20 protein-coding genes are annotated in these 25,557 nt (G+C 43.8%); 16 read left to right on the forward strand and 4 right to left on the reverse strand.

Annotated features, from left to right (window positions below; translation table 11 throughout):
• Positions 1 to 133 precede the first annotated feature (133 nt).
• From nrdG to H524_RS0108555, 3 genes are all read right to left on the reverse strand, one after another.
• Positions 134 to 661 carry an anaerobic ribonucleoside-triphosphate reductase activating protein gene (gene nrdG / locus H524_RS0108545; RefSeq protein ID WP_044121853.1) on the reverse strand — a complete coding sequence of 176 codons (528 nt, stop codon included), beginning with the start codon at positions 659 to 661 and terminating at the stop codon, positions 134 to 136.
• Positions 662 to 839: 178 nt separating this feature from the next.
• On the reverse strand, positions 840 to 1,004 hold the full coding sequence (nrdD, locus tag H524_RS17315) for an anaerobic ribonucleoside-triphosphate reductase (protein ID WP_156907589.1): 165 nt from the start codon (positions 1,002 to 1,004) through the stop codon (positions 840 to 842).
• A 360-nt stretch (positions 1,005 to 1,364) separates the two neighbouring features.
• Positions 1,365 to 3,629: an anaerobic ribonucleoside triphosphate reductase gene (locus H524_RS0108555; RefSeq protein WP_027939919.1), complete on the reverse strand. Its 2,265-nt coding sequence runs from the start codon at positions 3,627 to 3,629 to the stop codon at positions 1,365 to 1,367.
• 758 nt (positions 3,630 to 4,387) lie between these two features.
• Here H524_RS0108555 and earP point away from each other — a divergent pair.
• The 15 genes from earP (at position 4,388) to H524_RS0108645 (ending at position 23,987) form a co-directional block, all read left to right on the forward strand.
• On the forward strand, positions 4,388 to 5,644 hold the full coding sequence (gene earP / locus H524_RS0108560) for an elongation factor P maturation arginine rhamnosyltransferase EarP (protein WP_027939920.1): 1,257 nt from the start codon (positions 4,388 to 4,390) through the stop codon (positions 5,642 to 5,644).
• 349 nt (positions 5,645 to 5,993) lie between these two features.
• The gene (gene efp / locus H524_RS0108565) at positions 5,994 to 6,557 is read left to right on the forward strand and encodes an elongation factor P (RefSeq protein WP_027939921.1); all 564 of its coding nucleotides are present in this window, start codon (positions 5,994 to 5,996) and stop codon (positions 6,555 to 6,557) included.
• Between the two features lie 1,733 nt (positions 6,558 to 8,290).
• A complete protein-coding gene (gene mnmG, locus H524_RS15045; RefSeq protein ID WP_044121856.1) occupies positions 8,291 to 10,231 on the forward strand; it encodes a tRNA uridine-5-carboxymethylaminomethyl(34) synthesis enzyme MnmG in 1,941 nt (646 codons plus the stop codon).
• 156 nt (positions 10,232 to 10,387) lie between these two features.
• Positions 10,388 to 11,050 (forward strand): 16S rRNA (guanine(527)-N(7))-methyltransferase RsmG, encoded by a 663-nt coding sequence (gene rsmG / locus H524_RS0108580; protein WP_052339009.1) that lies wholly within the window; start codon positions 10,388 to 10,390, stop codon positions 11,048 to 11,050.
• Positions 11,051 to 11,414: 364 nt separating this feature from the next.
• Entirely contained in the window at positions 11,415 to 12,266 is an 852-nt protein-coding gene (locus H524_RS15050) for a ParA family protein (protein ID WP_044121861.1), read from the forward strand.
• Positions 12,267 to 12,461: 195 nt separating this feature from the next.
• Complete coding sequence (locus H524_RS16605; RefSeq protein ID WP_052339010.1) at positions 12,462 to 13,862, forward strand: ParB/RepB/Spo0J family partition protein; 1,401 nt, start codon at positions 12,462 to 12,464, stop codon at positions 13,860 to 13,862.
• A gap of 331 nt (positions 13,863 to 14,193) precedes the next feature.
• On the forward strand, positions 14,194 to 15,000 hold the full coding sequence (locus H524_RS0108595; RefSeq protein ID WP_027939924.1) for an ATP synthase subunit I: 807 nt from the start codon (positions 14,194 to 14,196) through the stop codon (positions 14,998 to 15,000).
• 2,165 nt (positions 15,001 to 17,165) lie between these two features.
• Positions 17,166 to 18,122 carry a F0F1 ATP synthase subunit A gene (atpB, locus tag H524_RS0108610; protein ID WP_027939925.1) on the forward strand — a complete coding sequence of 319 codons (957 nt, stop codon included), beginning with the start codon at positions 17,166 to 17,168 and terminating at the stop codon, positions 18,120 to 18,122.
• A gap of 279 nt (positions 18,123 to 18,401) precedes the next feature.
• Positions 18,402 to 18,623: a F0F1 ATP synthase subunit C gene (gene atpE, locus H524_RS0108615; protein WP_027939926.1), complete on the forward strand. Its 222-nt coding sequence runs from the start codon at positions 18,402 to 18,404 to the stop codon at positions 18,621 to 18,623.
• Between the two features lie 33 nt (positions 18,624 to 18,656).
• Positions 18,657 to 19,127: a F0F1 ATP synthase subunit B gene (atpF, locus tag H524_RS0108620; RefSeq protein ID WP_027939927.1), complete on the forward strand. Its 471-nt coding sequence runs from the start codon at positions 18,657 to 18,659 to the stop codon at positions 19,125 to 19,127.
• 17 nt (positions 19,128 to 19,144) lie between these two features.
• A complete protein-coding gene (locus H524_RS0108625) occupies positions 19,145 to 19,675 on the forward strand; it encodes a F0F1 ATP synthase subunit delta (RefSeq protein WP_027939928.1) in 531 nt (176 codons plus the stop codon).
• A gap of 16 nt (positions 19,676 to 19,691) precedes the next feature.
• Positions 19,692 to 21,233 carry a F0F1 ATP synthase subunit alpha gene (atpA, locus tag H524_RS0108630; protein ID WP_027939929.1) on the forward strand — a complete coding sequence of 514 codons (1,542 nt, stop codon included), beginning with the start codon at positions 19,692 to 19,694 and terminating at the stop codon, positions 21,231 to 21,233.
• 11 nt (positions 21,234 to 21,244) lie between these two features.
• A complete protein-coding gene (gene atpG / locus H524_RS0108635) occupies positions 21,245 to 22,108 on the forward strand; it encodes a F0F1 ATP synthase subunit gamma (protein ID WP_027939930.1) in 864 nt (287 codons plus the stop codon).
• Positions 22,109 to 22,126: 18 nt separating this feature from the next.
• Complete coding sequence (gene atpD / locus H524_RS0108640; RefSeq protein WP_027939931.1) at positions 22,127 to 23,542, forward strand: F0F1 ATP synthase subunit beta; 1,416 nt, start codon at positions 22,127 to 22,129, stop codon at positions 23,540 to 23,542.
• 16 nt (positions 23,543 to 23,558) lie between these two features.
• Positions 23,559 to 23,987, forward strand: coding sequence for a F0F1 ATP synthase subunit epsilon (locus H524_RS0108645; RefSeq protein ID WP_027939932.1), 429 nt, complete (start codon positions 23,559 to 23,561; stop codon positions 23,985 to 23,987).
• Between the two features lie 69 nt (positions 23,988 to 24,056).
• Here H524_RS0108645 and rsmD read toward each other — a convergent pair whose 3' ends face one another.
• Positions 24,057 to 24,629 (reverse strand): 16S rRNA (guanine(966)-N(2))-methyltransferase RsmD, encoded by a 573-nt coding sequence (rsmD, locus tag H524_RS0108650; RefSeq protein WP_027939933.1) that lies wholly within the window; start codon positions 24,627 to 24,629, stop codon positions 24,057 to 24,059.
• 413 nt (positions 24,630 to 25,042) lie between these two features.
• On the opposite strand from rsmD, the gene H524_RS17600 reads away from it, so the two are divergent.
• Positions 25,043 to 25,557 (forward strand): hypothetical protein (locus tag H524_RS17600; protein WP_027939934.1); only part of this gene is annotated, 515 nt, incomplete at its 3' end.

Genomic DNA, 25,557 nt, shown 5'->3' on the forward strand with positions numbered 1-25,557 from the left:
GAGATGAGATGAGATGAGATGAGATGAGATGAGACAAGCTCCTCAAACTGCTCATCACTAAAGGAGCTCTAGGAGGGACTTTCCAAGGTGGTCTGATGCTATGTAGGTGCTCTTTGGGCAGGATGTTAATTCTTTAGACAAAGCCCTCAGCAAGCACCACCTGGCCTTCTTTAAGGCTCTTTTGAACATCAATGATGCGCTGATTAGTTGAGCCTCTAAAGTCGATATCCATAGATTGCTTAGACTCTACAAAAGGACCATCTACTAGTACATCTAATAGTTCTAAGAGTGGCATATGTGACTTATCGGCAATGAGCTTATCGTAGGTATAGCCAGTGTAGGCCCATAAAGAATAGCCTTCGCTTTTTAGTACCTTAGCTAAAACACTTAATGGCTCAGCTTGTAAAAAAGGCTCACCACCTGAGAAGGTAATGCCAGAGATCAAAGGATTTTGCTTGATCTCTTTGTAGAAGACTTTGAGTTTTACCTCAATACCGCCTTCAAGAGGCTGAGACTGCGGATTGTGACAGCCCTTACAGTGAAAAGGGCAGCCTTGAGTAAAGATGGTGTAACGAATGCCAGGGCCATCAACGATTGATTCGGCAACAGCGCCGGCAATACGAATGGTGGTGTTTTCTAAAGCTTTAAGTTGCTCGTCCATACCCTGCCCCCATAAAATGACATTCTTTACCCATGATAATACACCTGCCCAAATAAATAGAACTGGCTATCTATTTTCATGAGCAGTGTATTTCATAGAACAAAAAGAGGCTTTTAGCTACAGCCTCATGCTGTGTTAAAAGCCCCTCTTGATGCTAAACCTTGTTGGTAAGTCTTGCTTATGATCCTAGGTGTAGATGCTTAACGCGGTCGTTTACCTCAGCACGCTTGGCATCATTAAATCGATCTAGTGACCCCACTAAATATCCAGTCACTCGACGAATGCGCTCAAACTTAACACCTTTGCCCACAACTCCGTTGCAAGGTTGCATTCTGTTAACCATAAAGACTCCTGTTAATTCTCGCTTGTATGAGCCCATCTTAAAGAGCGAGGCTCGGTTACGAGACGGTGTCACTGACCTTAATTAGGTGCGATGGCCTGACTCAGATTGTAATAGTAGATCGCTTTTTGACTAGAGGATCACTTGCTGCGATCACAAAGCTAAATATGTAATGTAGTACGCGTTTGTATCTTTTGATACTTGCAAAAGCAAAGCTTAATTTAAAGCACCACTGTATCTGGCAAGATAAGCTCTCTTACCAGATGTCTTTTATATTTTAAGGTGGTGCTTAAGCTTAGGCTTTATCTTTAGCCTCTGCTTTATCTTTAGCTTAGGCTTGATACCCTGCGATAAGCTTTAGCTTTAGCCTCGGCAGATGCAGTCGACGCCTAACTTGCTCAAACGCTCGATGGTTACGCCCTCGCCGTCTTTACGTCCGCACTTAGGGCAAACATCATTAATCACACCAACATAGCCACATACTGGGCAGCGATCGACAGGGTGATTAATAGAGCCGTAGCCTACGCCACAGTCCTTCATGTAAAGCACGACACGCTCAAAAGCATCGATGTTCTTGTTTAAGTCACCATCCATCTCAATGTAGGAGATAGCGCCAGCATTGCATAGCTCATGGAATGGGCCCTCAATGCGAATCTTATCTGCAGCTGAGATGTTATGGTAAACAGGCACATGGAAGCTGTTGGTGTAGTAAGAACGATCGGTTACACCCTTAATCTCACCGTAAATCTTGCGGTCGATCTTCACGAAGCGACCTGAGAGACCTTCAGCCGGGGTTGAGAATAAGGAGAAGTTAAGACCGGTCTTTTGGGTTTGCTTATCAGTAAGCTCACGCATGTGCTTAATGATATCGAGACCGAGCTTATAAGCTTGCTCACTTTCACCATGATGCTGGCCAACTAAAGCCACTAAGCACTCAGCTAAGCCGATAAAGCCTACAGATAAAGAGCCGTTCTTAATTACATCACGGATCTTGTCATCCCAGTGGAGACGATAAGAGTCAATCCAAACGCCCTGGCCCATTAAGAATGGGTAGTTGTACACATGCTTATCAGCAATGATCTCAAAACGATCTAAGAGCTGCTCAAAGACCATGTTGACCATGCGATCTAAAGACTCATAGAACTTGCTAATTGAGCCATGAGCTTCAATAGCTAAGCGAGGCAGGTTAATGGTGGTGAAGGATAAGTTACCACGGCCTGGAATAACCTGCTTAGTCTTATCGTAGTCATTACCAAAGACACGAGTACGACATCCCATAACTGCAACTTCAGTCTCAGGATGACCCTCAACATAGTACTGAGCATTGTATGGAGCATCTAGAAATGAGAAGTTAGGGAACAGACGCTTGGCGCTAACCTTACAAGCTAAACGGAACAGATCGTAGTTTGGATCGCCTGGCTTGGTATTGATTCCATCCTTAACTTTGAAGATCTGTACAGGGAAAATAGGAGTCTCGCCACCACCAAGACCAGCATCAGTCACTAAGAGTACATTTCTCATGATCATGCGCTGTTCTGGAGTGGTTCCAGTGCCATAGTTAATGGATGAAAATGGCACTTGAGCGCCAGCACGGCTTTGCATGGAGTTGAGGTTATGGATAACTGCTTCCATAGCCTGATAAGTCTCACGATTAGTAAGCTTATGAGCCTCTTCCATGGTGTATTTGAGGTTTTCCTCAAGCTCCTCACCTGAGTACTTAATACCAAGGAGCTTCTTGACCTGCTGAGCTAGCTCATCTTGAGATTCATCGCAAAGAGCTGAGCCGTTCTTTTTATAAACGCTATCTACAAGCTCTTTAAGATCATCTAAATCCAGCTCGTCATTGCGCAGCACGATTTGAATAACCTTGCGTAAGTGCTTGTTATAGGACTTAACTACATATGGGGCTAAGTCATACTCAAACATTGGAATAGACTGGCCGCCATGCATATCGTTTTGGTTAGACTGAACAGCAATACATGATAAAGCTGCAGCTGACTGAATGGACTGTGGCTCACGTAAGAAACCATGGCCAGTGGAGAAACCACGGCTAAATAAGTCTGCAAGATTGATCTGACAGCAGTTAATGGTCAGTAAATAGAAATCTAAATCGTGAATGTGGATAGAGCCATTAGAGTGAGCAATGGAGTGCTCTGGCTTAAGCACGTAACGCTTAACAAAGTCCTTAGAACCCTCGGAGCCAAAACGCAGCATTAAGCCCATTGGAGCATTAGCATCGATATTGGCATTCTCTCTTTTTAAGTCCATATCAGCACTGGACTTAGAGGTAAGGTCACGATAGATCTTGGTAAGATCAGCATTGTAGGTACGAACATTAGTGCGCTGCTGACGGTACAAGATAAAATTCTTGGCCTCATCAGACAGATTGCGCTTAATGAGCACACGCTCAATGACGTCTTGGGTATTCTCAACGGTAGGTACTACATCATCGCGATCTTCAATTTGTAAGACCACTTCTTCAGTAAGACTATCAATGAGGTCTTGATCAACCACATAGCCTTGCTCTTCACTATGAGCGGATATCATCGACTTTTTGATGGCATTAGCGATCTTATTACGATTAAAAGCTACCTTGCGTCCGTCGCGTTTTACGATATATCCGATCATACCTACCTCTACTTGATACTAAACAAAGAACCCCAAAGTAGATGCACTTATCTAATAAAAGAGCGTATCTATCCACTCATTACTTAGATAACAGCTTTACACATAAAGCCTCGAGCGATTCCCCACAGACCTATGCACACGGCACATGTTTCCCACTACGCTTAGCTCTATAAGCTCACAGTAGTGTTTTTCACTAAACAGTTCTGCAAGAAAGCTTGATTAAGCACTAACTTTTGCCTGCTAGCTCATGGTAATTGTTGGATTAACAAGCTAGGTTAAATCATTAGATCCTTTGCTCACCTAAGTGCTTGAACATAAAGTTCATGACGCTTAAGTGCTAAAAACAAGCCACCCTATCAGTCACAACAACCATAGGCAAAAAGCGCTTAAATATGCGCTTTTAACCAATAAAAACAGGGCAAACCAAACTATTTATTTTGCGCTAATTGCGATTTTTTTTCAATAGAAATCGCACTAGCGTAGGGTATCAGTTTTTGACTTGCTCTTAGCTAACTATGACTGCTGTTGGCAACACCGCTATCGTACTCTTAATCAGAGTAGAAACACTCACGTCTGCAATAACATTGTGTAATCAGCATATTTATGCGATTTATTTAGTGGGACTGCGGTGTGATATTTGTATAAGAAAGCCTAGATGACGTAGCTTAGGCAGGCTTAGTTGTTTTTAGTTAGGCTGTGGGGTGCGTGCTAAACTGTTGGCAGTTTCAGGTGAAGGAGCTTAATAAGTAGGTTTGCTTATGATTAGTCTTGATATCTTTTGCGACGTAATCGACAACTATGGCGATGCTGGTGTTTGTCTGCACTTAGCTCGCACTATGAGTCACAAGGACTTTAAGGTACGTCTGTTTTGTAACAACATGAGTGTCCTAGAGCGCATTTGCAATGAGCACGACTATCAAAATGAGAATCTGAGCTTTGAAAACTGGGAGCAGCCGCTTGAACACTATGAAGCCGCGATGTGTGTTATCAATGCTTTTGGCTGCCATTTTGACAAGCAAACCCACGAGACACTATTAAATAACCCACAAGCACTCATCATCCATCTAGAGTACCTCAGTGCCGAAGATTGGGTGGAAGATTGCCACTCGCTACCATCCTTTGTTGATGGTCTGACCACTCACTACTTCTTCCCTGGTTTTACCTCTAAAACAGGCGGTTTAAACATTGATAAGGACTTAACAAATAAGTGTATTCCACACCTTGCTAAACTCTACACTAAACTTACTTGCCCACAAGGTTGCGATGAGGCAAAGACTAAGTCTTTAAGTAGTAATGAGCTATGCACAAAGCTTAACGCCAACGCTGAAGCAACAAGGGTTATTTCCTTGTTTGGCTACGAGAACAAAGCTGTGGGAAACATTGTTAAGAGCCTATCAGATTGTGGGAAAAACACACTTATTAAGGTCTTTGAGGGCTTGTGTCTAGATAATATCAATGCCCTGTATCAGTGGGATCTTAAAGTAGGCCAAATAAAAGAGGTGGGAAACAATTTAAGTATCGAAGCTATAGCCATGGTGGGACATGATGAGTATGACGACATCCTCGTAAGCTCAGATTGTAACTTAGTTAGAGGCGAGGATAGCATTGTCAGAGCCATGCATACAGGCAATCCTTTCTTGTGGCATATCTATCCTCAAGATGAAGAGGCACATATCATCAAGCTTAAATCTTTCCTTGAACGTATGCGCACTATCCTCAAAGTAGAAATCCCAACCCTTGAGTCAGAACCAAATAACCTAGAGTTGCTCAATCACGGTCTTAAATTTATCGCCATTGACGCACATACAGCTGATGCTATGGTAGATGAGATTAGTCAGGTGATGATTGCCTACAATGAGGCTGAACCATGGCCAGAGAGCTTTGATTTTAATGGCTTTGTTGAGCGCAATGCCGCTGCTTTTTATAACCTAGCCGTTTATCTCAATGGTAGAACCAATCTTTCTCAATCATTATGTGAGTTCATTATGAGCAAAATTGGCTCTAAGCTCGCTTAAGAATGCCCTTTCTTCTCAAATTGCTTTGAAAAGGATTAGGCAAATAGGGTATAATAGAGGGCTGTCACATTAACCTGTGGTAAGTACAGGACTTTGGGTGACAATGATTTTTAGCGCTCATATAGGTCTTGAAGAGATCTTCATGAGGGCCAGTGCTCAGATCATTTAGATCTCTATGCACGTACCGACTTTAATTATGGCGATGCAGTTTTACACTTAACTGAATTGCTCATATAGTCAGTTACAGCTCCGCTTTGGCGGTCAGAAACACAACCCTGCAGCCTAGTTTAAGGCTCAGGTAGTAAGCATCCGACTCTTGACGGGCGGATCTCAAGTAGGAAGTAATTTCATGAAGATTGCACAAGAAATTCGTGCCGGTAACGTAATCATGCTCAACGGCAACCCAATGGTTGTTCAGAAGACTGAGTACAACAAGTCAGGTCGTAACGCCGCTGTTGTTAAGATGAAGCTCAAGAGCTTACTCTCTGATGCCGGTACCGAGACCGTTTTCCGTGCTGATGACCGTATCGATGACGTTATCTTAGAGCGCAAGGACTGCACCTACTCTTACTTCAACGATCCACTCTACGTATTCATGGACGAAGAGTTCAACCAGTACGACATCGAGAAGGACAACTTAGGTGATGTTTTAAACTACCTCGTTGACGGTATGGAAGACGTTTGCCAGGTTACCTTCTACAATGGCAAGGCTATCTCTGTTGAGTTACCTATCACCATCGTTCGTGAGGTTGAGTACACCGAGCCTGCAGTTCGTGGCGATACCTCTGGTAAGGTTACCAAGCCTGCTCGTTTAGCTGGCACTGGTTACGAGCTCTCAGTTCCTGAGTTCGTAAACATCGGCGACCGTATCGAAATCGATACCCGCACCAACGAGTTCAAGAAGCGCGTTTAATTAACTCGTCTTCACTCAAGCGTCTTGTATGAGACGAAAAGATACCCTGCTAGTCAGGGTATTTTTTTTGCCCGCTCCACAGCAACATCACTCCAACTTCAAAGCAAACTCATCCCCACATCAGCACCTTCATACCAAGGCTGCTAATTGCTCTTAGAAAAAACAACATCTAAGCAAAGCCAATAAATCTTAGAATCCCACAAGCTAACGCGCACGAAAGCTCACGTTTTAAACAAGCTAATCACCATAATTTGCCACACAACATATGCACACAAGGGCATAACCACGCCTCATATTTGCTGTCCTAACAAAGTTAGGATGCTAGCTACTATTTAATTGAAAGTGACTGCTTTAAACCCAAGCTCTGAGATCGCAAGTGACAAGCTCATGCTCCCTTACCATATTGAAAAGCGATCACAAGAGAGCGATCTCACAAAAGCAACAATACTTATGATCTGTGGGCAAGTTGTTGTAATTTTTGTGATCTCACATGTGGTTTTTGCTGTTAATCAACAGTGGATTGACAGTGGGATCTTGCCCTAGTGGGAAAGGCTCATCAGGAAAGTCAGCACTATCCCGATCATAACTCACAACAATTTAACATTTGAGATCGTTGATTTAATGCGGCTTTAGCGCACTTTTCCACTGTTTTGAGGCCTAATAAGAAGAAGAGATCTATCTAATACAAAGATCTATATTATTTATAGATCTTAATAGTGATCCCCAAAATCTGTGAGATCTTAAAACCCCTAATTGAGATCGTGACACACAAACATAAGATCTCAACTCTGATCTTTTTAAGATCTTACGATCTACGATCTTAATTTTTAACCCCACGATCTTAGAGCGGAGATCTTATCTTTGAGATCTTATTTCAATGCATAGGCAGTAGATCGCAATGTAGATCCTTTTACGATCTTAGTATTCCCAATCTATCAAAGTCTTGTTTAGCCTCTATAGCCTAAAGGCACTGCATAAGCAAAGGATCATCTTTGAGATCTTAGCTTTGGCTTGTGTAGTAACTCTAATTAAGATCTTATCTACAGCTTGATTAGTTAGCTTTTGAAGCAGTGAGTAGTGATTAATGCTGTCTAGCTTGTTTTTTTGTTTTCTGTGGTTTTGTTTTTGTCTTACAGATCTGCAGCTTGGATTGTTCAGATGAATTTTGTCTGCTACTACTCATAAAAGTGTCATGAGGTTAGTTTGCTACTTGAGCTTCTTAAGCTTATTTGCTGCAATTATGATCTGGCCATTTACGTGTGGGGGCGGCTAAAATTTTTAGGCTGTAAATGGCTTGAGCATGGGTGTGGAGTAGGGCTTGTTTTTTTAAGTGGCAATTGGCTACTTGATGACTTTAGTTTAAGGCTAGGCACTACTTAGAGTACTTAAGTTGACGTGTGTACTTAGGATCGCAATTGAAATGAAAAAGTTTTTGCTGATAAGGGTGTTAAAAATCTCATTTGCAAGCTAAATATGCGTTAAAATAGCGCCCGCTCATTGCGTACTTGGACTTTTATAAGTCTATTGGTGATTTTAGATAGCGTAGGGTATTTAAGAACAATAGTTTTCATTGGTCTTAAGTAAGTGCGTACGAGCAATGGATTCGCTGTACGGGCCGTGAAATAGGTCGTGCTTAGATTGCGTTAGGCGACTTACCGAAAGGCGACATGATTTAAACCCAAAATTCTACTTGCAAGCATAAGCTTGTGGGTTCTTACTAAAATGAGGTTGCCATGTCTTTTAGAGAGTTTGATGTCATTGTTGTTGGCGCTGGCCATGCTGGTATTGAAGCTGCTGGTGCTGCAGCTCGTATGGGCTGCAAGACTTTGCTGTTAACTCATAATCTAGAAACTGTCGGTGAGATGTCCTGCAATCCTGCTTTCGGTGGTATTGGCAAGGGCCACTTACTGCGTGAAATTGATGCTATGGGCGGCATTTGCCCACAGGCTATTGATAGAGCAGGTATTCAGTTTAGAACCTTAAACTCATCTAAGGGCCCAGCTGTTAGAGCTACTCGTGCTCAAACCGATCGTCACCTGTATAAGGATGTAATGCGTAAGACCTTAGCCTCTTACCCAAACCTTACCTTATTCCAACAGCCATGTACTAAGCTGCTCTTTGATGGTGATACTTTATGCGGTGTTAATACTGCAGCTGATATTGAGTTTTATGCCAAGGCTGTCATCATCTGTGCCGGTACCTTCTTGAATGGACTTATCCACATTGGACTCAATCACTATCAAGGTGGTCGTGCAGGTGATCCAGCTTCTATTGCTTTAGCAGAGAACTTAAAGGAAATCGGTCTTAAGCAGGGACGTTTAAAGACTGGTACTCCAGCTCGCTTAGTCGCAGATACCATCGACTACTCTAAAATGCAGCGCCAAGAGCCAGAGCATCCGCTACCAGTATTCTCTTTCATGGATGACAACTCGGTTCTGCCAGAGCAGGTATGCTGCCATATTACTCATACTAATGAGCGTACCCATGACATCATTCGCTCAGGTTTAGATCGTAGCCCGCTGTACTCAGGTGTAATTCAGTCAACTGGTCCTCGCTACTGTCCTTCTATTGAAGATAAAATTGTTCGCTACCCAGATCGTAGCGCTCACCAGATCTTTGTTGAGCCAGAGGGATTAACCTCACCTCTCATTTATCCGAACGGTATTTCCACTTCTCTGCCATACGATATTCAAGAAAAGTTCATTCACTCTATTGAGGGCTTTGAGAACGCTATTATTGCGCGTCCAGGCTATGCCATTGAGTATGACTTCTATGACCCACGTGAACTGTCAGTTACCATGCAGTCTAAGAAGGTCAAGGGTCTGTTCTTAGCAGGTCAGATTAATGGTACTACTGGCTATGAAGAGGCTGCAGCTCAAGGTCTTTTAGCTGGTATCAATGCCGCACTCTTTGTACAAGGTAAGGAGTCTTGGTTCCCATCCCGCAATACAGCCTACATTGGCGTAATGATGGATGACCTGTGTACCTTAGGCACTAAAGAGCCATACCGCATGTTCACCTCACGTGCTGAGTACCGTCTGATTTTACGTGAGGACAATGCGGATATTCGCCTCACCCCAACTGCACGTGATTTAGGCATCATCTCTGATGAGCGCTATAAGGCATTTGAAGAGAAGCAAACTCAGATCGAGCGTGAAAAGGCTCGTCTGCGTGAGACCTTAGTAAAGCCAAGTTCTCAGATGGGCCAGAACATTAACAAGATCTTAAATAACGCCCTGTCCAAAGAGCAGACTTTAGAGGTGCTACTGCGTAGACCAGAGTCTCGCTTAAAGCCACTGTTAGAGGCAGCAGGCTTAGAGCCTATTGCAACCTTGCCTCAAGCAGAAGAGCAAGTTGAGATTCAGGTGCGCTATCAAGGTTATCTTGAGCATGAGCTTGAGGAGATTAAAAAGCGCGAGCTTAATGAAAAGACTCTGCTACCGCAGAAGTTTGACTACAGAACTATCTCTTCTTTATCAAACGAGGTTGCCCAAAAGCTCAATGAGTTTATGCCAGAGACCTTAGGTATGGCCTCACGTATTTCAGGTGTAACCCCAGCTGCGATCTCTATCTTGCTCGTACACTTAAAGAAGCTCGGCCTGTTAAATCGACAGCCTGATCCATCCTTGATGGCTACTTCAGAGGCAGTATCTGGCGCTATTATTAAAGAGTAGCGCTTAAGTGATTATCTTGGTCATAGCAGCTAAAGAGCAGTAGATGTAGCTATCCGTAAGAGTATGGATCTGAACATACTCACGCTGCTATGGCCATGTATAACTAATTAGCACAACGCTTAATATCTCACTTTATCGTTTGTACAAGGAATGCATATGGCCTCTAAGGTTGCTCCGTTTAATTTTGATGACACCAAAAGCTATCTGATGTCCTTGTTTGGACAAACCTCTTTAAGTATTACTGATGAGCAACTTGAAAAGCTCACCATAATCTTAGAGATGCTCAACACTTGGAACTCAGCCTTAAACTTAACTGCTATTCGCGATGTTAAGCAGATGGCCGTATTGCACATTCTTGATAGTGCGGTAGCTGCGCCTGTAGTTGCTTCAGTTGAGGGGGTTAAGCATGTTGCTGATGTGGGAACTGGTGCAGGCTTCCCTGGATTAGTTCTGGCTGTGCTTCATCCTGAGCTTAACTTTACCCTGATTGATTCTGTAGGTAAGAAGCTTTCATTTGTTCGTCAGGTATCAGCTCGCTTAAAGCTGAGCAATGTTGAGATGATCAACAAGCGCTGTGAGGAAATTGAGCATGAGCCTTTTGATTGCATCGTGAGCCGAGCTTTTGCTCCAATTGAGCGTATGGTGTCATGGTGTCTGCCATTGTTAAAAGACGATGGTCGTTTCGTGGCGATGAAGGCTAACTTAGAGCAAGAAGAACTCGATGCTATTCCTAGCTCAGTAGAGATTGAGCGTATTGAAGAGCTCCACGTTCCTGAGTGTGATGCTAAGCGTCAGGCTGTTGTGCTCAAGAAAGTTTAAGCAAACATTTAGTGCTAAAGGCTAGTAACGTTTAACGTGGTTGCTAGCTGATTAATGACATCTTGCCCACTTCAGTCTTTGGTGCATAGCGTCCTTGTGTACAGATGCTTGGTTCTTTTACAAAAAAGATAGGCTAAAGTGCACTAGATTTGATTGATGCTTTACAAATGTTTACAAGCGTCATGAGTATCACAGTGCGAATCTTTTAGATGTGCTAAAGTAGTATGTTGGTATGCAAGTATGCCTGTAAGACTTTGTTTACAAGCATGAGCATACTTAAAGAGAGTATCTAAGTGTGCAGGGTTTGCCTCATGCTTATGGCAATCTCAAGCAAGAGTTAACTTATCCGATCTCAGGTAATAATATGGCTAAAATCATTGCTATCGCTAATCAGAAAGGCGGTGTCGGCAAGACTACAACTTGTGTGAACTTAGCTGCCTCTTTGGCTGCTATGGAAAAGGCCGTTTTGGTTATTGACTCTGATCCTCAGGGTAATGCCACTATGGCTAGTGGTATTGATAAGTTCAACTTGGAATGCTCTATTTGCAATGTGCTGCTTGATGATGTGGATATCCGCGAGGCTCTCATTACTCACACCTCGGGCGGTTTCCATTTAATTCCAGCTGACGAGGACTTAACCGAGGCTGAGGTTAAGCTTATTGATAAGTACATGCGTGAAGTTCGTTTAAAGAACGCCATTGCACTTATCAAGGATAATTACGATTACATCCTCATTGACTGCCCTCCATCTTTAAACCTCTTAACTGTAAATGCCATGTGTGCAGCTGACTGTATCCTAGTTCCGCTGCAGTGTGAGTACTTTGCACTTGAGGGCTTAACTCTGCTTATCGACACTGTAGATCAGCTCGCTCGCGTAGCTAACCCGCACTTAAGAATCGAGGGTATTTTACGTACCATGTACGATCCTCGTAATCGTCTTGCTGTAGATGTGTCACGTGATTTAGAAGTAAGCTTTGGCGATCTCGTGTACAAGACTATCATTCACCGTAATGTGCGCTTAGCTGAGGCCCCAAGCTTCGGTAAGCCAGTTATCTACTATGACAAGTCTTCTAAGGGCGCTACAAACTACATTCAGCTTGCCTCAGAGATCGTAGAGAAAGATAAGCTTGAATCTGAGCGTATTGCTGCTAAGGTACGCAAAGAGGCAGCAAAGGTTAAAAAGCCAGCTGCACGACCTGCAGTTAAGACAAAGTAGCTCTTAGTAGTTACTTTTACCTGATATCACTATTCCTTTTAAAAACGTCAATGGCTGAGCTTGCTACTTTTAGTTCATACATTGGCGTTATATTTTCTTAGCTCACCCCATGGCCTTACGAGTAGCTTATACATCGGCCGTGGAGATCAACATCTTGCTACTATCTTAGCTATTTCGTTGCTATTGGAGTCAAACATGGCCGGTTTGGGAAGAGGTTTAAGCGCCTTGCTCAGTCAGAGCGCTGAAAAGTCTGCTCGTAATGCTGATGGTAAATCCACAAGGGTAAATCGACTTCTTCAACGCTCCTTAGCTCATGCTCAAGGCCAAGATGAGTATGATGAGATCGCTCCTAGTGCTTTAAACACTCAAAAGCACCTGCCTCAAGAGGCTGTAAAGAGCACTGCAGCTCAAGATGCAATCAAGAGCGCTACAGCACAAGAAGATCCTTCAAATAGTTTTGAGAAAATGCATGAAGCTGCAAAAGATAGCTTCAATGCAGCTGATGACATTGCTAAGGGATCAAAGAGCAAGGCTAAAAAGTCTTTAAAGCAAGGCAAAGATAAGCACAAATCAAATCTTAAGAGTGAGCGTAAAGACAATAAGAACAATGCTCCTGAGAAGGTGGCTAGCTTTGGCGTAGGTGCCTTCGGTGCTGAGGAAATAGCAGCTACTATGGATGCTCAAGATGCTTCTTTGAGTACTTCGAGCAGTAGAACTGTTGAGAGTATGAACAATGTGGTTCATGATCTCTCAATTGATAAGCTGCGTCCATCTCAGTATCAGCCACGTACCAATTTTGATGAAAAGGCTATCTTAGAGTTATCTGAGTCGATTGCCATACACGGTTTATTAGAGCCTTTGTTAGTCAAGAAGGTGGGTGACGACATCTACGAAATCATCTGCGGTGAACGTCGTTTTAGAGCAGCTAAAGCAGCTAAGCTTGATTCAGTACCTTGCCTCATTCGTGATGTCTCTGATGATAAGGGCTATGCTATTGCTCTCATTGAGAACTTACAGCGCGAAGATCTCAATCCTGTAGAAATGGCTATTGCTATCGATCAGATGATGCAAGAGTGCAATATGACACAAGATGATGTAGCCAAGAATATTGGTAAGTCTCGTTCTACCGTAGCTAATCTCTTGCGTGTACTTAAATTAGAAGATGAGCCTCTCTCTTGTCTGCGTGCCAACAAGATCGACCTAGGTCATGCCAAGCTGTTATTGTCCTTATCAGGTAGCCATCAGGTTGAAGCATGCCGTACTATTATCAAGAAAGCCCTGTCAGTGCGTGGTACAGAGGCTTACATTAAAGAGCTGCAGCAAAAACAAGACAAGAAAGACAAATCGTCTCATTCAGATAAAGAAAAATCCAAAAAATCAGAAGATCTGTATTTGGAGCTGTTAAGCAAGCTCGAAAAGAGCGTATCAGATAGGCTTGGTGGCTGTAAGGCTAAGTTTAAGCATCAGCATGATGGCAAAGGCTCTTTAGTTTTAAGCTATTCTTCACAAGATGAGCTGAGCAAGATCATCAAGGCTTTAGGTCTGAGTGTAGTCAGTTCTCAAGATGGTGATGTGATCGCTACAGATGATAAGTAGCAAGATCAGCTAGCGCAGATAAGGAGTGTCTGCATATAGCTGTACTTTGCTTGAAAGCCTTATAGAATCAAGATTTTATCCACAAAATTTTGAAACCATATCCACCGAATTTCAAAAAAGTGTTTACACAAAATTAAATACACTTTTAGGCAGTTTCTAAGATAAACTCGGAGTTATACTACGTGAGTCGCTCAGATCTTTTGCCTAGTTTTTTATGGCCAAAGATCAAGCTGATGGGACTATCTTTGTATATGTGATAGTGACTTTCAACTTACATAGGAGAGTGGGGAAACTTGGGCATTTAACCGCATGAGTTAGCCACTAAAAAGATATGAGAGATTCAAATCTGTATAACAGTGACGAGAACACTGTAGATAATAACGAGCACAAAAGCCACGATGTTGCTAAGTCTGTTTCACGTGAACAATTAGACAGTAGCAATCAACATCCAATCGATCTCAAGAGTGGTAATAAAGATAGATCATATGATGCCTACGACGATGTAGAGGCAGATGATCAGTTTGTCTCTAAGATCTCAGCACAAGAGGCTCTTGAACTTAGCAAAAAGCAGCCTGGCTTACCTAAAATGATCCGCCTTTTACAGGTGCTCATCTTATGTATGTTTGGTTCGGCATTTGTGGGGTTTTACAAAGGATACAATCTTATCAAGGGGCTTGAGTCTTATTATGCGGGCGCTCAAGAACCAATTGATTACGCTCAATCCTTAGCTGCTATTGCTGGTCCATTAGCAGATCAAGGTGCCTTAGGTTGTGCCCTGTGGTTTATGATCTCTTCTATATGTGGTGGCTTAGGCGTAATTATTCCTTTTGCGGTATATAACTTTATTGCACGTCGTGGCGAGCAGAGCCGTTTTCCAGGTACTGCAGGTGTGATGTACGATGCGATCAAGGCAGAAGTCTATAAGTACTCCATCATGGTTCTGATCTTAGGAGCTGTGTTTAAGTTCACTGATCTTAATGACATGATCACCATTGCTACATTTGTAATCATGATGTGCGTGCAATTAGTTCTTTCTAGCTATAGCTTAGGCTTTGCCTCACAGAAGGCTGCTCAAGAGACTTATAAGTCCAGTTCACAAGGTGCTGCAAACTCAAGTAGTGATGCAGCAATTAAGTAGCAAAACACTTAGATTACAGATCATAAAAAGCTCGATTTATGTACAGCCTCTTTAAGATCAAGATGTGGTACATGGGATCGAGCTTTTTTCATTATTGACCGTACAAGCATTTGACTAATACCAATACACAAGCCACAGCCTTAAGTAACGATGATTTGCCGATGTATATGGAGATGCTAAAGCTGCACACTTAAGACTAAGATCAAGACCACGACAAAGACAAAGATCAGGAGTGGTGGCAATAGCAAGAGCAAGAGTAGCAGCAAGCGCAGGGGGCGGTGCTTTGGCAAGATCGTAAGTGTGGCCATAAGATCTTGAGAGTGCTATGCGTGCTGGTCGTGGCGGTGCGCGATATTTTGAGATCGCTAAGATCGCCGTTAGATTCATCGAAGCTGAGATCTCTTTTAAGTATGGTTTGTGCGTGGCGAGCTTAAGATTTAAGTGGTGAGAGATCATTAGTATTTGGTGCGGGCGCTCTGAGTGCAATTAACAGTAAATGGATGTTTTGATGGTTGATGGTTGCTAAAGCTAACTTTTTATCTACATCAGGTCATGGGCTATGCTGGAGGTGCTCACTTTTTGTGGGGTACTTAAAAGTCAATTTAGATGATTGACTGCAAAAAGTTGCGGTGCAGGGGGCTTAGTAATGCACCGAATCGATGCAAGAATATTTTGCATAGATTTTAGAGTAGGGTTAGATAAAAGGTGTAATGCGCATCTTTAGTATCTTGTCAAAATGAGTGGGATCTGTATGTATACAAGTTAGCGTTTGTCTTTTGATCTAGCGCACACACCGCTGTTAGTTATGTTTGACTATAAATGCGCTTATACATAGTAAAAAAGGGAGTTCTGCATGAACTTGTATACCAGTTTGACTAGGGAATCTTACCTATTTTGATTGCCTAAGTTGGCAGAGAATTACGTATGCTTTTGCGCTTATTGATAGGACTTTGAGAGTTTTGTGTGACTAATCTCTCAACTGTCGCGTGACAATGCGCACACTTTAGTTAACACGTGATGATAACTAGCTTTGTAACTTGATAATTTTTTCCATATGTATATGTCACAAGATTGTGATTTCAATTTCTAATTTGAAAACAATCAGAGTATATTATCAAGCTGATAAAGGAACTGCTAAGCACTGTCTAGCGGGCTTTTCATGGCTTATTGCTCTGGATTTTGACCCTTACAGGTCTTTATTTTTAGCTCGGTAATGCCATCGATTTGTATCTGAGTGCATTGCACTACAAATGCACATCAAAGCCAGTCTATTACAGACTTGTAACGCACTTTATCACCCCATGATGAACATGTTTATCATGGTGTTTTAGTTGTGACTCAAGGGCACTTCACCACTAGTCTTCAACATTCGTGCTTGCGACTTTAAGTTTGTAGCTTTTATAAGTTATCAAATCTAAGTCTGTGTAGCATGGGTCTTGTTGACTATGAGAGTCATGGCGCTTTTGAGGGCTTTATCCTTATGGTCAATGACTATTAAGTCATTAGATCAGGCTTATGAAAACGGTAATACCCATTTGCATAAGCTTAGGGTTAGTTCTCGTTTTGAGAGCTGTTTAGTTCTTAAATGCGCCATGTCTTTTACATTGAAGAGTTCAGAGTGCAGCTAAAAATCTCTTAGATACGCTACTTGCGCTAACTTCCTTACATGTACTTGTATATGTAGGCAGGTAGTTAAAAGCAGCCTCTAAGATAGCTTTAGCGTTTCTATACTTCAGAGGACAGCCTCGTAGTTTTTGGCAGCTTATTGAGATGTTATAAAGCTACGACGTACATGACCTCCTATCTTGCTAAAGAAAAGATGGCAGGTATTGCTTGCTAACTTACTTTTCAAGAGGCCAGGTTTAGGCTAGGCGGTAAGTACTAACGATTGCTCTTTGAGCTTGTTGTTGCTTGCTTACCTGTCATGAATTTTGGCTTGGGATGGAATGATTTTAAAGGCTTGATGAGATGGCTTGCCATAACATCGGCATTTGAATCAAAACTCTGAGGACAAGCAGTCATTTAGTCATCGAGCGCAACTATGCTGTGTAAGGCGAGCATTTTTAAATGCTGCTCATTTCAGGCCTAAATCCTGAGTGCGGTAATTTCTTAGTGTTGCTTTAAAGAGCGTTTTTGCAAGTTCATCCAGGAATCGAAAGTATCTTATGTCTGGGACTTCATCTCAAGAATATATTGGACACCACCTTCATTTCTTGCAGGTTGATCTCCGCGATGGCAGTATCGTAGATAGTGTTATTCCTAGAGAGCCAGCAGCTTACGAAAAGTGCATGGAAGCAAGCGGATCTCAGTCTGATTGCTTAACCATCACTGGTTATGATCAGTGCTACTTTTCAGATTTAGCTCAAGGCTCCTGTATCTCCTATCACGCGCCTTCGGAGCATGAGGCTTCATTGATTAACTTCTACCACTTAAACCTAGATTCTCTAGGCTTTACAGTGCTCTTAGGTTTACTGTTCTTCTGGTTATTCAGAAGCGCTACTAAGAGAACTGCTACTGGAGTTCCAACCAAGCTTCAGTGCTTTGTAGAAATGATCTTTGAGTTCGTACAGGGATCTGTTTCCTCCATCTTCAAGCGCAAGAGCAATCTCATTGCTCCACTGTCGCTGACTGTGTTTATGTGGGTTTTCCTCATGAACCTGATGGATCTGCTCCCTATCGATCTGTTACCTCACTTTGCAAGCACAATCGGTGTTCCTTACTTAAGAGTAGTGCCATCAGCTGACGTAAACATCACCTTGTCTATGGCATGTGGTGTGTTCTTGCTGATCTTCTACTTTGCCTTCACCAATATTGGTGTTAAGGGCTTCGTTAAGGCTTATACCCTTCACCCATTCCATCACTGGGTTTTCGCACCTATTAACGTCATCTTGGAAGGTGTTTCACTCCTTGCCAAGCCTGTCTCATTAGGTCTGCGACTCTTCGGTAACATGTACGCCGGTGAGATGATCTTCATCCTTATCGCTCTGTTACCTCTCTGGTGGATTCAGTGGGTGCTGAACGTGCCTTGGGCATTGTTCCACATTCTGATTGTTACCTTGCAAGCATTCATCTTCATGGTTCTGACTATTGTTTATCTGTCAATGGCCAGTGAAGAGGACTAAGCGAGCAAACTAAGTTACAAAGTGCTAGTAGTCACAACAACTTTTTACGACGCTAATGTTTTGCAACTTAAAACTAATGTTCGCTTAGCTTCTTAGTGAAGTGAATGAAAAGTTAATAAACAGATGTACCAAGTAAGTTACTTATGGGCTACTTGGATGCATTCTGCAACGGGCCAAAGGGCGTGAGTTTTTCTTAACTTTACCCCTCACACTTTGGTTCTGATGATTTTAAAAAGCTATAAAAAAGCAAAGAAATTTGTACTTTTAAGGAGAATTTAAATGGATTTCAACATCCTCGCTGCCGGTATTATGATGGGCTTAGCTGCTATCGGTGCTGCAATCGGTATCGGTATCTTAGGCGGTAAATTCTTAGAGGGCTCTGCACGTCAGCCTGACTTACTTCCATTACTCCGTACTCAGTTCTTCATCGTAATGGGTCTTGTTGACGCTATTCCTATGATCGGTGTAGGCCTTGGCATGTACCTCATGTTTGCTGCTTAAGCTAAACGAGAGTTTTAGCAAGGAGCTAACACCTTGGAAATTAATGCTACATTTTTAGGACAGGCCGTAGCTTTCCTCATTTTCGTGGTCTTATGCATGAAATATGTTTGGCCACCTTTAATGGACGTTCTTGAGAAGCGTCAAAAGGAAATTGCTGACGGTTTATCCAACGCCGAAAAGGCTAAAAAGAACCTTGAGTTAGCTAAGTCCAATGCCTCAGACACTCTGCGTAATGCAAAGGAAGAGGCTCAGAAGATCATTGATGAGGCACAAAAGCAGCGCTCAATGATCCTGGACCGTGCTGCTGAAGAGGCTACTAACGAAAAGAACCGTATCATCGATTCTGCTAAGGCAGAAATCGAAGCAGAGCGTAACAAGGCTCGTGAAGAATTACGTGCTGAAGTTATCGCGTTAGCTGTTGCTGGTGCGGAGAAAATTCTTGATAAGAAAATGGACTCAAGCTCTGATCATCAAATGGTCAAGAAGATTGTTGATTCCTTGTAAAGAGTGGGGGCAAAGCATTGGCTGAGAACCTAACTATAGCAAGACCTTACGCCCAAGCAGTGTTTGAGATTGCTCAGAAAGACAAGACATTCGACAAGTGGTCAGTGTCACTGCAGGCTTTATCCTGCGCAGTGTCTAGCGAGCAGCTCCTCACTATGATCAAGAATGCAGCCACTCGCGATGAGGCTGCTAAGATTTTGATCGGGGTTGCAGGTGATCTTCTTGATGACAAAGCTCAGAACTTTGTTCGAGTTTTAGGTGAGAACGATCGTTTTGAAGTTCTCCCTGAAATCTGTCAAGAGTTTATCAGGTTAAGAGACGACTATCTGAAGGTAAAGGCTGTTGAGATTGTATCAGCCCGTCCACTTGCTAAAGAGGACGAGAAAGCAATCGTAGCCAAGCTTGAGCAAAAGTATCAGGCAACCGTAAGTCTTACACGTACAATTGACCCAAGCATCATGGGTGGTGTCATCATTCGCGTTGGCGATGAAGTTATTGATGGCAGTGTAAAGACCAACCTCGGTAGATTGTCCTCTACCCTCAAGTAAAGCAGGGGAAATTTAAATGCAATTAAACTCAACTGAAATTGCCGATCTCATCAAACAGCGCATCGAGCAATTTAAGGTTGTCACTGAGGCACGCGACGAGGGTACTATCGTTTCCGTTAACGACGGTATCGTTCGTATTCACGGCCTCTCAAGCGTCATGCAAGGTGAAATGCTGGACTTCGGCGAAGGTCTTTATGGTCTGGCTTTAAACCTCGAGCGTGACTCTGTTGGTGCTATCGTTTTAGGCCCATACTCTCACTTATCTGAGGGTATGAAGGTTCGTAGCACTGGCCGTATTCTGGAAGTACCAGTTGGCAATGGCTTATTAGGTCGTGTTGTTAACACCTTAGGTGAGCCAATTGACGGCAAGGGCCCAATTGAGAAGGCAGCTTTCTACCCAGTAGAAAAGATTGCTCCAGGCGTTATTGCTCGTCAGGGCGTTGCTCAGCCTATCCAGACCGGCTATAAGGCAGTTGACGCTATGATTCCTATCGGTCGTGGCCAGCGTGAGCTGATCATTGGTGACCGTCAGGTAGGTAAGACTGCTTTAGCTATCGATACCATTATCAACCAGAAGAACTATGGTGTACGCTGCATCTACGTAGCTATCGGCCAGAAGGCCTCCACCATTGCTGGTGTAGTACGTAAGCTTGAAGAGCACGGTGCTTTAGAGAACACTATCGTTGTTGCAGCTTCTGCATCCGATACTGCTGCTCTGCAGTACATTGCTCCATACGCAGGCTGTGCTATGGGTGAGTACTTCATGGATCAGGGCGAAGACGCCTTAATCATCTATGACGACTTATCAAAGCACGCTGTTGCTTACCGTCAGATTTCTCTGCTGCTGCGTCGTCCTCCAGGGCGTGAAGCATTCCCAGGTGACGTTTTCTACTTACACTCACGTCTTCTCGAGCGTGCCTCACGTGTTAACGCTGAGTACTTAGAGGAGCTTAGTGGTGGTAAGGTCAAGGGTAAGACTGGTTCTTTAACCGCTCTGCCTATTATTGAGACCCAAGCAGGTGACGTTTCCGCGTTCATTCCTACCAACGTAATTTCTATTACCGATGGTCAGATCTTCTTAACTTCTTCTCTGTTCAACTCAGGTGTTCGTCCTGCTGTTGACCCAGGTATCTCCGTATCTCGTGTAGGTGGTGCCGCACAGACTAAGATTATTAAGAAGCTCTCAGGTGGTATTCGTACCGCTTTAGCTCAGTACCGCGAGCTTGCAGCTTTCGCTCAGTTCTCATCAGACCTTGATGATGCAACTCGTAAGCAGCTTGATCACGGTCAGAAGGTAACCGAGCTCATGAAGCAAAAGCAGTTTGCTCCATTAACTGTTGCTGAGCAGGCTCTCGTTATTTTCGCAGCTGAGCGTGGCTACCTTGAGGATGTTGAACTTTCCAAGATTCTGCCATTTGAGTCCGCCCTGTTAGAGTTTGCTCGTCAGAAGTACGGCGATTTGCTGAACAGCCTCGAGCAGAAGCCAGACTATAACGATGACATCGTTAAGAGCTTTGGCGATTTAATCTCTGAGTTCAAGTCAACTCAGACTTACTAGGAGCTCTAACAATGGCCGGAGCAAAAGAAATCCGCACTAAGATCGCTAGTGTTAAGAACACTCAGAAGATCACTAGTGCGATGCAAATGGTAGCCGCATCGAAGATGAGACGTGCTCAGGAGAAAATGTCTTCTTCACGTCCATATTCGCAGGCTCTCAGCCGCATCATCGGACACATTGCCGCTGGTCACACTGAGTACCACCATCCGTACATGGTTGAGCGAGAGGTTAAGAACATTGGTTATATCATTGTTTCTACCGATCGTGGCCTGTGCGGCGGTCTTAATATCAACCTCTTCCGTAAGGTTTTAGGCGAGATTAAAGGAGCCTTAGACAGCGGTAAAGGTGTTAAGACTGTACTGTTAGGTGGTAAGGCCCACTCATTCTTTGCCCGTGCTGGCGTTGAAATCATCGCTCAACACGCAGGCTTTGGTGATGAGCCTTCACCTGACAAGCTGGTCGGTGCCATTAAGGTGATGACTCAGGCTTTCTTAAACGGCGAAGTTGATCAGATCAATCTGTGCTTCAACGGCTTTAAGAATACGATGGTGCAGCTTCCAATGGTTGTTAAGCTTTTACCTCTCCCAATCACTGATGATGAGACCGTAAAGAGCCACCATTGGGATTACATCTACGAACCTGATCCAGCTATCATTTTGAATGTAGTTTTAGATCGTTATATTCAGCAGATGGTTTACCAGGCAGTTCTTGAGAACCTTGCCAGTGAGCAGGCTGCCCGAATGGTGGCTATGAAAGCCGCGACGGATAACGCCGAGACTCTTGTTAGCGATCTGCAACTTGAATATAACAAGGCACGTCAAGCAAGTATTACGATGGAACTTAATGACATCGTATCGGGTGCATCAGCGGTCTAAACAAGTAGAGGATAAAAAATGGCAGAAGCTAGAAAGCGTGCTGGTGAAAAGGGCACTATTGTGCAGATCATCGGCGCTGTTGTGGATGTGGAGTTTGCAGAAAACGCCATCCCAGAGCTTTATGACGCACTCGATATTAAGGGCGACGGCAAACAGCGTCCTGACATCGTTTTAGAAGTGCAACAACAAATCGGCGGCGGCGTTGTACGTTGTATCGCCATGGGTTCATCTGACGGTTTATGCCGTGGCTTAGAGGCTGTTAATACTGGTGACGGTATTAAGGTTCCTGTAGGCCATGCAACCTTAGGCCGTATTATGAACGTTCTGGGCCAGCCAGTAGACGAGCGTGGCCCTATCGGTGAGGAAGATCGCTGGGTTATTCACCGTGCTGCTCCAACTTATTCAGAGCAGAGCGCAACCACTGAGATCTTAGAAACCGGTATTAAGGTTATTGACCTTATCTGTCCTTTCGCTAAGGGTGGTAAGGTAGGCCTCTTCGGTGGTGCTGGTGTAGGTAAGACCGTTAACATGATGGAGCTTATCAACAACATCGCTAAGGCCCACTCTGGCTTATCCGTATTCACCGGTGTAGGCGAGCGTACCCGTGAGGGTAACGACTTCTACCACGAGATGGAAGAGTCTAAGGTTCTTGACAAGGTATCCATGGTTTACGGCCAGATGAATGAGCCACCAGGGAACCGTTTACGTGTAGCTTTAACTGGTCTGACCGTTGCTGAGAAGTTCCGTGACGAGGGTAAGGACGTGCTGTTGTTCATCGACAACATCTATCGTTATACCTTAGCCGGTACCGAAGTATCAGCTCTGCTCGGTCGTATGCCATCAGCTGTAGGTTATCAGCCAACCTTAGCTGAGGAAATGGGTGCACTTCAGGAGCGTATTGCTTCTACTAAGAAGGGTTCCATTACCTCTATTCAGGCTGTTTACGTGCCTGCTGACGACTTAACTGACCCATCTCCAGCTACTACCTTCGCTCACTTAGACGCAACCATCGTGCTTTCACGTCAGATTGCATCTTTAGGTATTTACCCAGCTGTGGATCCGCTTGACTCTACTTCACGTCAGCTTGATCCGCTCGTTGTTGGTCAGGAGCACTATGAGGTAGCTCGTGGCGTTCAGACTATTCTGCAGCGCTACAAGGAGCTCAAGGACATTATCGCCATCTTAGGTATGGACGAACTGTCAGAAGACGACAAGCTTACCGTAGCTCGTGCACGTAAGATTGAGCGTTTCTTATCTCAGCCATTCTCTGTTGCTGAAGTATTTACCGGTTCCCCTGGTAAGTATGTATCCTTAAAGGACACCATCCGTGGCTTCAAGGGCATCATCAACGGCGAATACGACAACTTACCTGAGCAGGCATTCTACATGGTAGGCTCTATTGATGAAGTTGTAGAGAAGGCCAAGAGCTTATAGTCAGGAGGTATGACGCATGGAAGATATTACTTTCCATCTTAACGTCGTAAGTGGTGTTGGCAGTATGTATTCAGGTCGCGTCAGAGCTATGTCTGTAACTGGCTCTGAGGGTGAACTGGGTATTCGCCATGGCCACACTCCTTTAATTACCACCATCAAGGCAGGTATGGTTACCTTAGTTGACGCTGAGGGTAAAGAAGATCAGATCTATCTTGCAGGCGGTATTTTAGAGGTTCAGCCTGAGGACGTAACTGTCCTTGCTGATACTGCTCTGCGTGCTGATGACATTGATGCAGCTAAGGCTGAAGAAGCAATGCGCGCAGCACGTGAGGCCATTTCTCGTGCCAATGCTGGTGATAAGGACTACACTCAGGCCTTCATCAAGCTGTCCGAGGCAATGGCTCAGCTCAAGGTGGTCGAGCTCGCACGCTCACGCAGACGTTAATAGATCTTCTATTAACTCGACAAAAAAAGGGACCAATTGGTCCCTTTTTTTATGCCTTTTGAGCATGATTTAGATAAAAAAGCTACGTTCGTATAAACCGTAGTGACATTGACCTGCTTCGCCATCGCGAATCATAGTAAGACCAAAGAGTACTTTCTTCTTAGCCTTGTTCATTTCAATATAAACTACGCCACCGTCATTGAGTAAATCTTTTTGTACGATCAACTCTACTGCAGGCTCGAGTAGATCTGAGCTAAATGGTGGATCTAAGAAGATAAGATCAAAGGCTGGTTTACTTTCCAGGTTCTCAAGGAAGCTTAAAGCGTCCTGGTTGACTACACGAGCTTCACCTGCAGCATCAGGCAGGGTGGAGATATTGCTTTTAAGGATTGCTGCTGTATCTGCATCTTTTTCAACTAGGGTTAGAGATTTTGCGCCTCGTGATAAAGCCTCAAGGCCCAAAGCTCCAGAACCTGCAAATAAATCTAAAACTGCAGCGCCGCTAGTTCTTTCGCCAATCCAATTAAAAACGGTCTCACGAACGCGATCGGTGGTTGGACGTAGGCCATCCATGTCGATAACTTCTAACTTACGGCCCTTAAATAGGCCACCAATGATACGGATCTTGTTGTCGTAAGCCACTTATTTCCCCTGAAAGCCTTCGTTAATTTCTTATCTGCAAATCGTTTTAGTACAGATTTTGGCTCCATTGTAAGGCTTTTCTCTCATTCTTGGGCATTTTCGCTATAATGTTTAGCGCTTTGCATTGATAATTGGTTTAATGCTAAGCCTCACTAAAGAGGCCAACTATCTTCTATCTTGATCAGGCCACACTTTATCTGTGACCACTTGGTCAATTTTGAGCAATGTTGCTCTCAAGCAGCCAAACAAAGAATCGATAGCTTTGTACTTCACAACTATGCCTAAAATTTAGGGCTTTAACATCTTGTGGAAGTAAGCTGCAGCAAGCTGAATCATACAATTGTATGGTCTAGTTGTGTTTTGTCATATGCCTCTTCTGCACTGGCAGTCGAGCAGAATCGGAACTTATAAGCATGGGTTTTTTTTCAAAGTTATTCGGCAGAAAAAAGAAAGACGAAGCTGATGTTTCACAAGAGTCTCAACTAGAACAACAGTCTTTAAGCCGTGACGAACAGGATGACCAGCCGGTTGTTGATGCCATCGTTAAAGAAGAGAAGGCTGAACAGGGTCATTTGAGTCTACAAGATGACAATGAGTCTGTGTTTGCTGATGGCGACAAGGATAGTGACCTTAACTCAGAGATCATCGACGATATTGCTGCTCAAGTTGAGGAAGCCGAAAAAAAAGAGCCATCTTGCGACAGCGCCAAGCAGGGAACGAGCTCTGAGTCTCAGGATGATGCAACCGATGCGGTTGCTCCAGCTGTTGCAAGTAAAGAGACTGACAACGTAGACGCCGCTGCAGTTGCAGCCGCCAAGGCAGAAGCCGAAGCAAAGGCCAAAGCAGAGGCCAAGGCAGAAGCCGAAGCAAAGGCTAAGGCAGAGGCAGAAGCAAAGGCTAAGGCAGAAGCCGAGGCAAAGGCCAAGGC

Origin of the sequence: Anaerobiospirillum succiniciproducens DSM 6400 (assembly GCF_000482845.1) — a bacterium.
Taxonomy (GTDB): Bacteria; Pseudomonadota; Gammaproteobacteria; order Enterobacterales; family Succinivibrionaceae; genus Anaerobiospirillum; species Anaerobiospirillum succiniciproducens.

Excerpts from the sequence above, each read along its gene's own strand:
- nrdD (WP_156907589.1), bottom strand. The coding sequence starts at position 1,004 with ATGGTTAACAGAATGCAACCTTGCAACGGAGTTGTGGGCAAAGGTGTT.
- rsmG (WP_052339009.1), top strand. The coding sequence starts at position 10,388 with ATGGCCTCTAAGGTTGCTCCGTTTAATTTTGATGACACCAAAAGCTAT.
- atpD (WP_027939931.1), top strand. The coding sequence starts at position 22,127 with ATGGCAGAAGCTAGAAAGCGTGCTGGTGAAAAGGGCACTATTGTGCAG.
- efp (WP_027939921.1), top strand. The coding sequence starts at position 5,994 with ATGAAGATTGCACAAGAAATTCGTGCCGGTAACGTAATCATGCTCAAC.
- H524_RS0108645 (WP_027939932.1), top strand. The coding sequence starts at position 23,559 with ATGGAAGATATTACTTTCCATCTTAACGTCGTAAGTGGTGTTGGCAGT.
- atpE (WP_027939926.1), top strand. The coding sequence starts at position 18,402 with ATGGATTTCAACATCCTCGCTGCCGGTATTATGATGGGCTTAGCTGCT.
- H524_RS15050 (WP_044121861.1), top strand. The coding sequence starts at position 11,415 with ATGGCTAAAATCATTGCTATCGCTAATCAGAAAGGCGGTGTCGGCAAG.
- mnmG (WP_044121856.1), top strand. The coding sequence starts at position 8,291 with ATGTCTTTTAGAGAGTTTGATGTCATTGTTGTTGGCGCTGGCCATGCT.
- atpG (WP_027939930.1), top strand. The coding sequence starts at position 21,245 with ATGGCCGGAGCAAAAGAAATCCGCACTAAGATCGCTAGTGTTAAGAAC.
- H524_RS16605 (WP_052339010.1), top strand. The coding sequence starts at position 12,462 with ATGGCCGGTTTGGGAAGAGGTTTAAGCGCCTTGCTCAGTCAGAGCGCT.
- H524_RS0108555 (WP_027939919.1), bottom strand. The coding sequence starts at position 3,629 with ATGATCGGATATATCGTAAAACGCGACGGACGCAAGGTAGCTTTTAAT.
- H524_RS0108595 (WP_027939924.1), top strand. The coding sequence starts at position 14,194 with ATGAGAGATTCAAATCTGTATAACAGTGACGAGAACACTGTAGATAAT.
- atpB (WP_027939925.1), top strand. The coding sequence starts at position 17,166 with ATGTCTGGGACTTCATCTCAAGAATATATTGGACACCACCTTCATTTC.
- nrdG (WP_044121853.1), bottom strand. The coding sequence starts at position 661 with ATGGACGAGCAACTTAAAGCTTTAGAAAACACCACCATTCGTATTGCC.
- atpA (WP_027939929.1), top strand. The coding sequence starts at position 19,692 with ATGCAATTAAACTCAACTGAAATTGCCGATCTCATCAAACAGCGCATC.
- earP (WP_027939920.1), top strand. The coding sequence starts at position 4,388 with ATGATTAGTCTTGATATCTTTTGCGACGTAATCGACAACTATGGCGAT.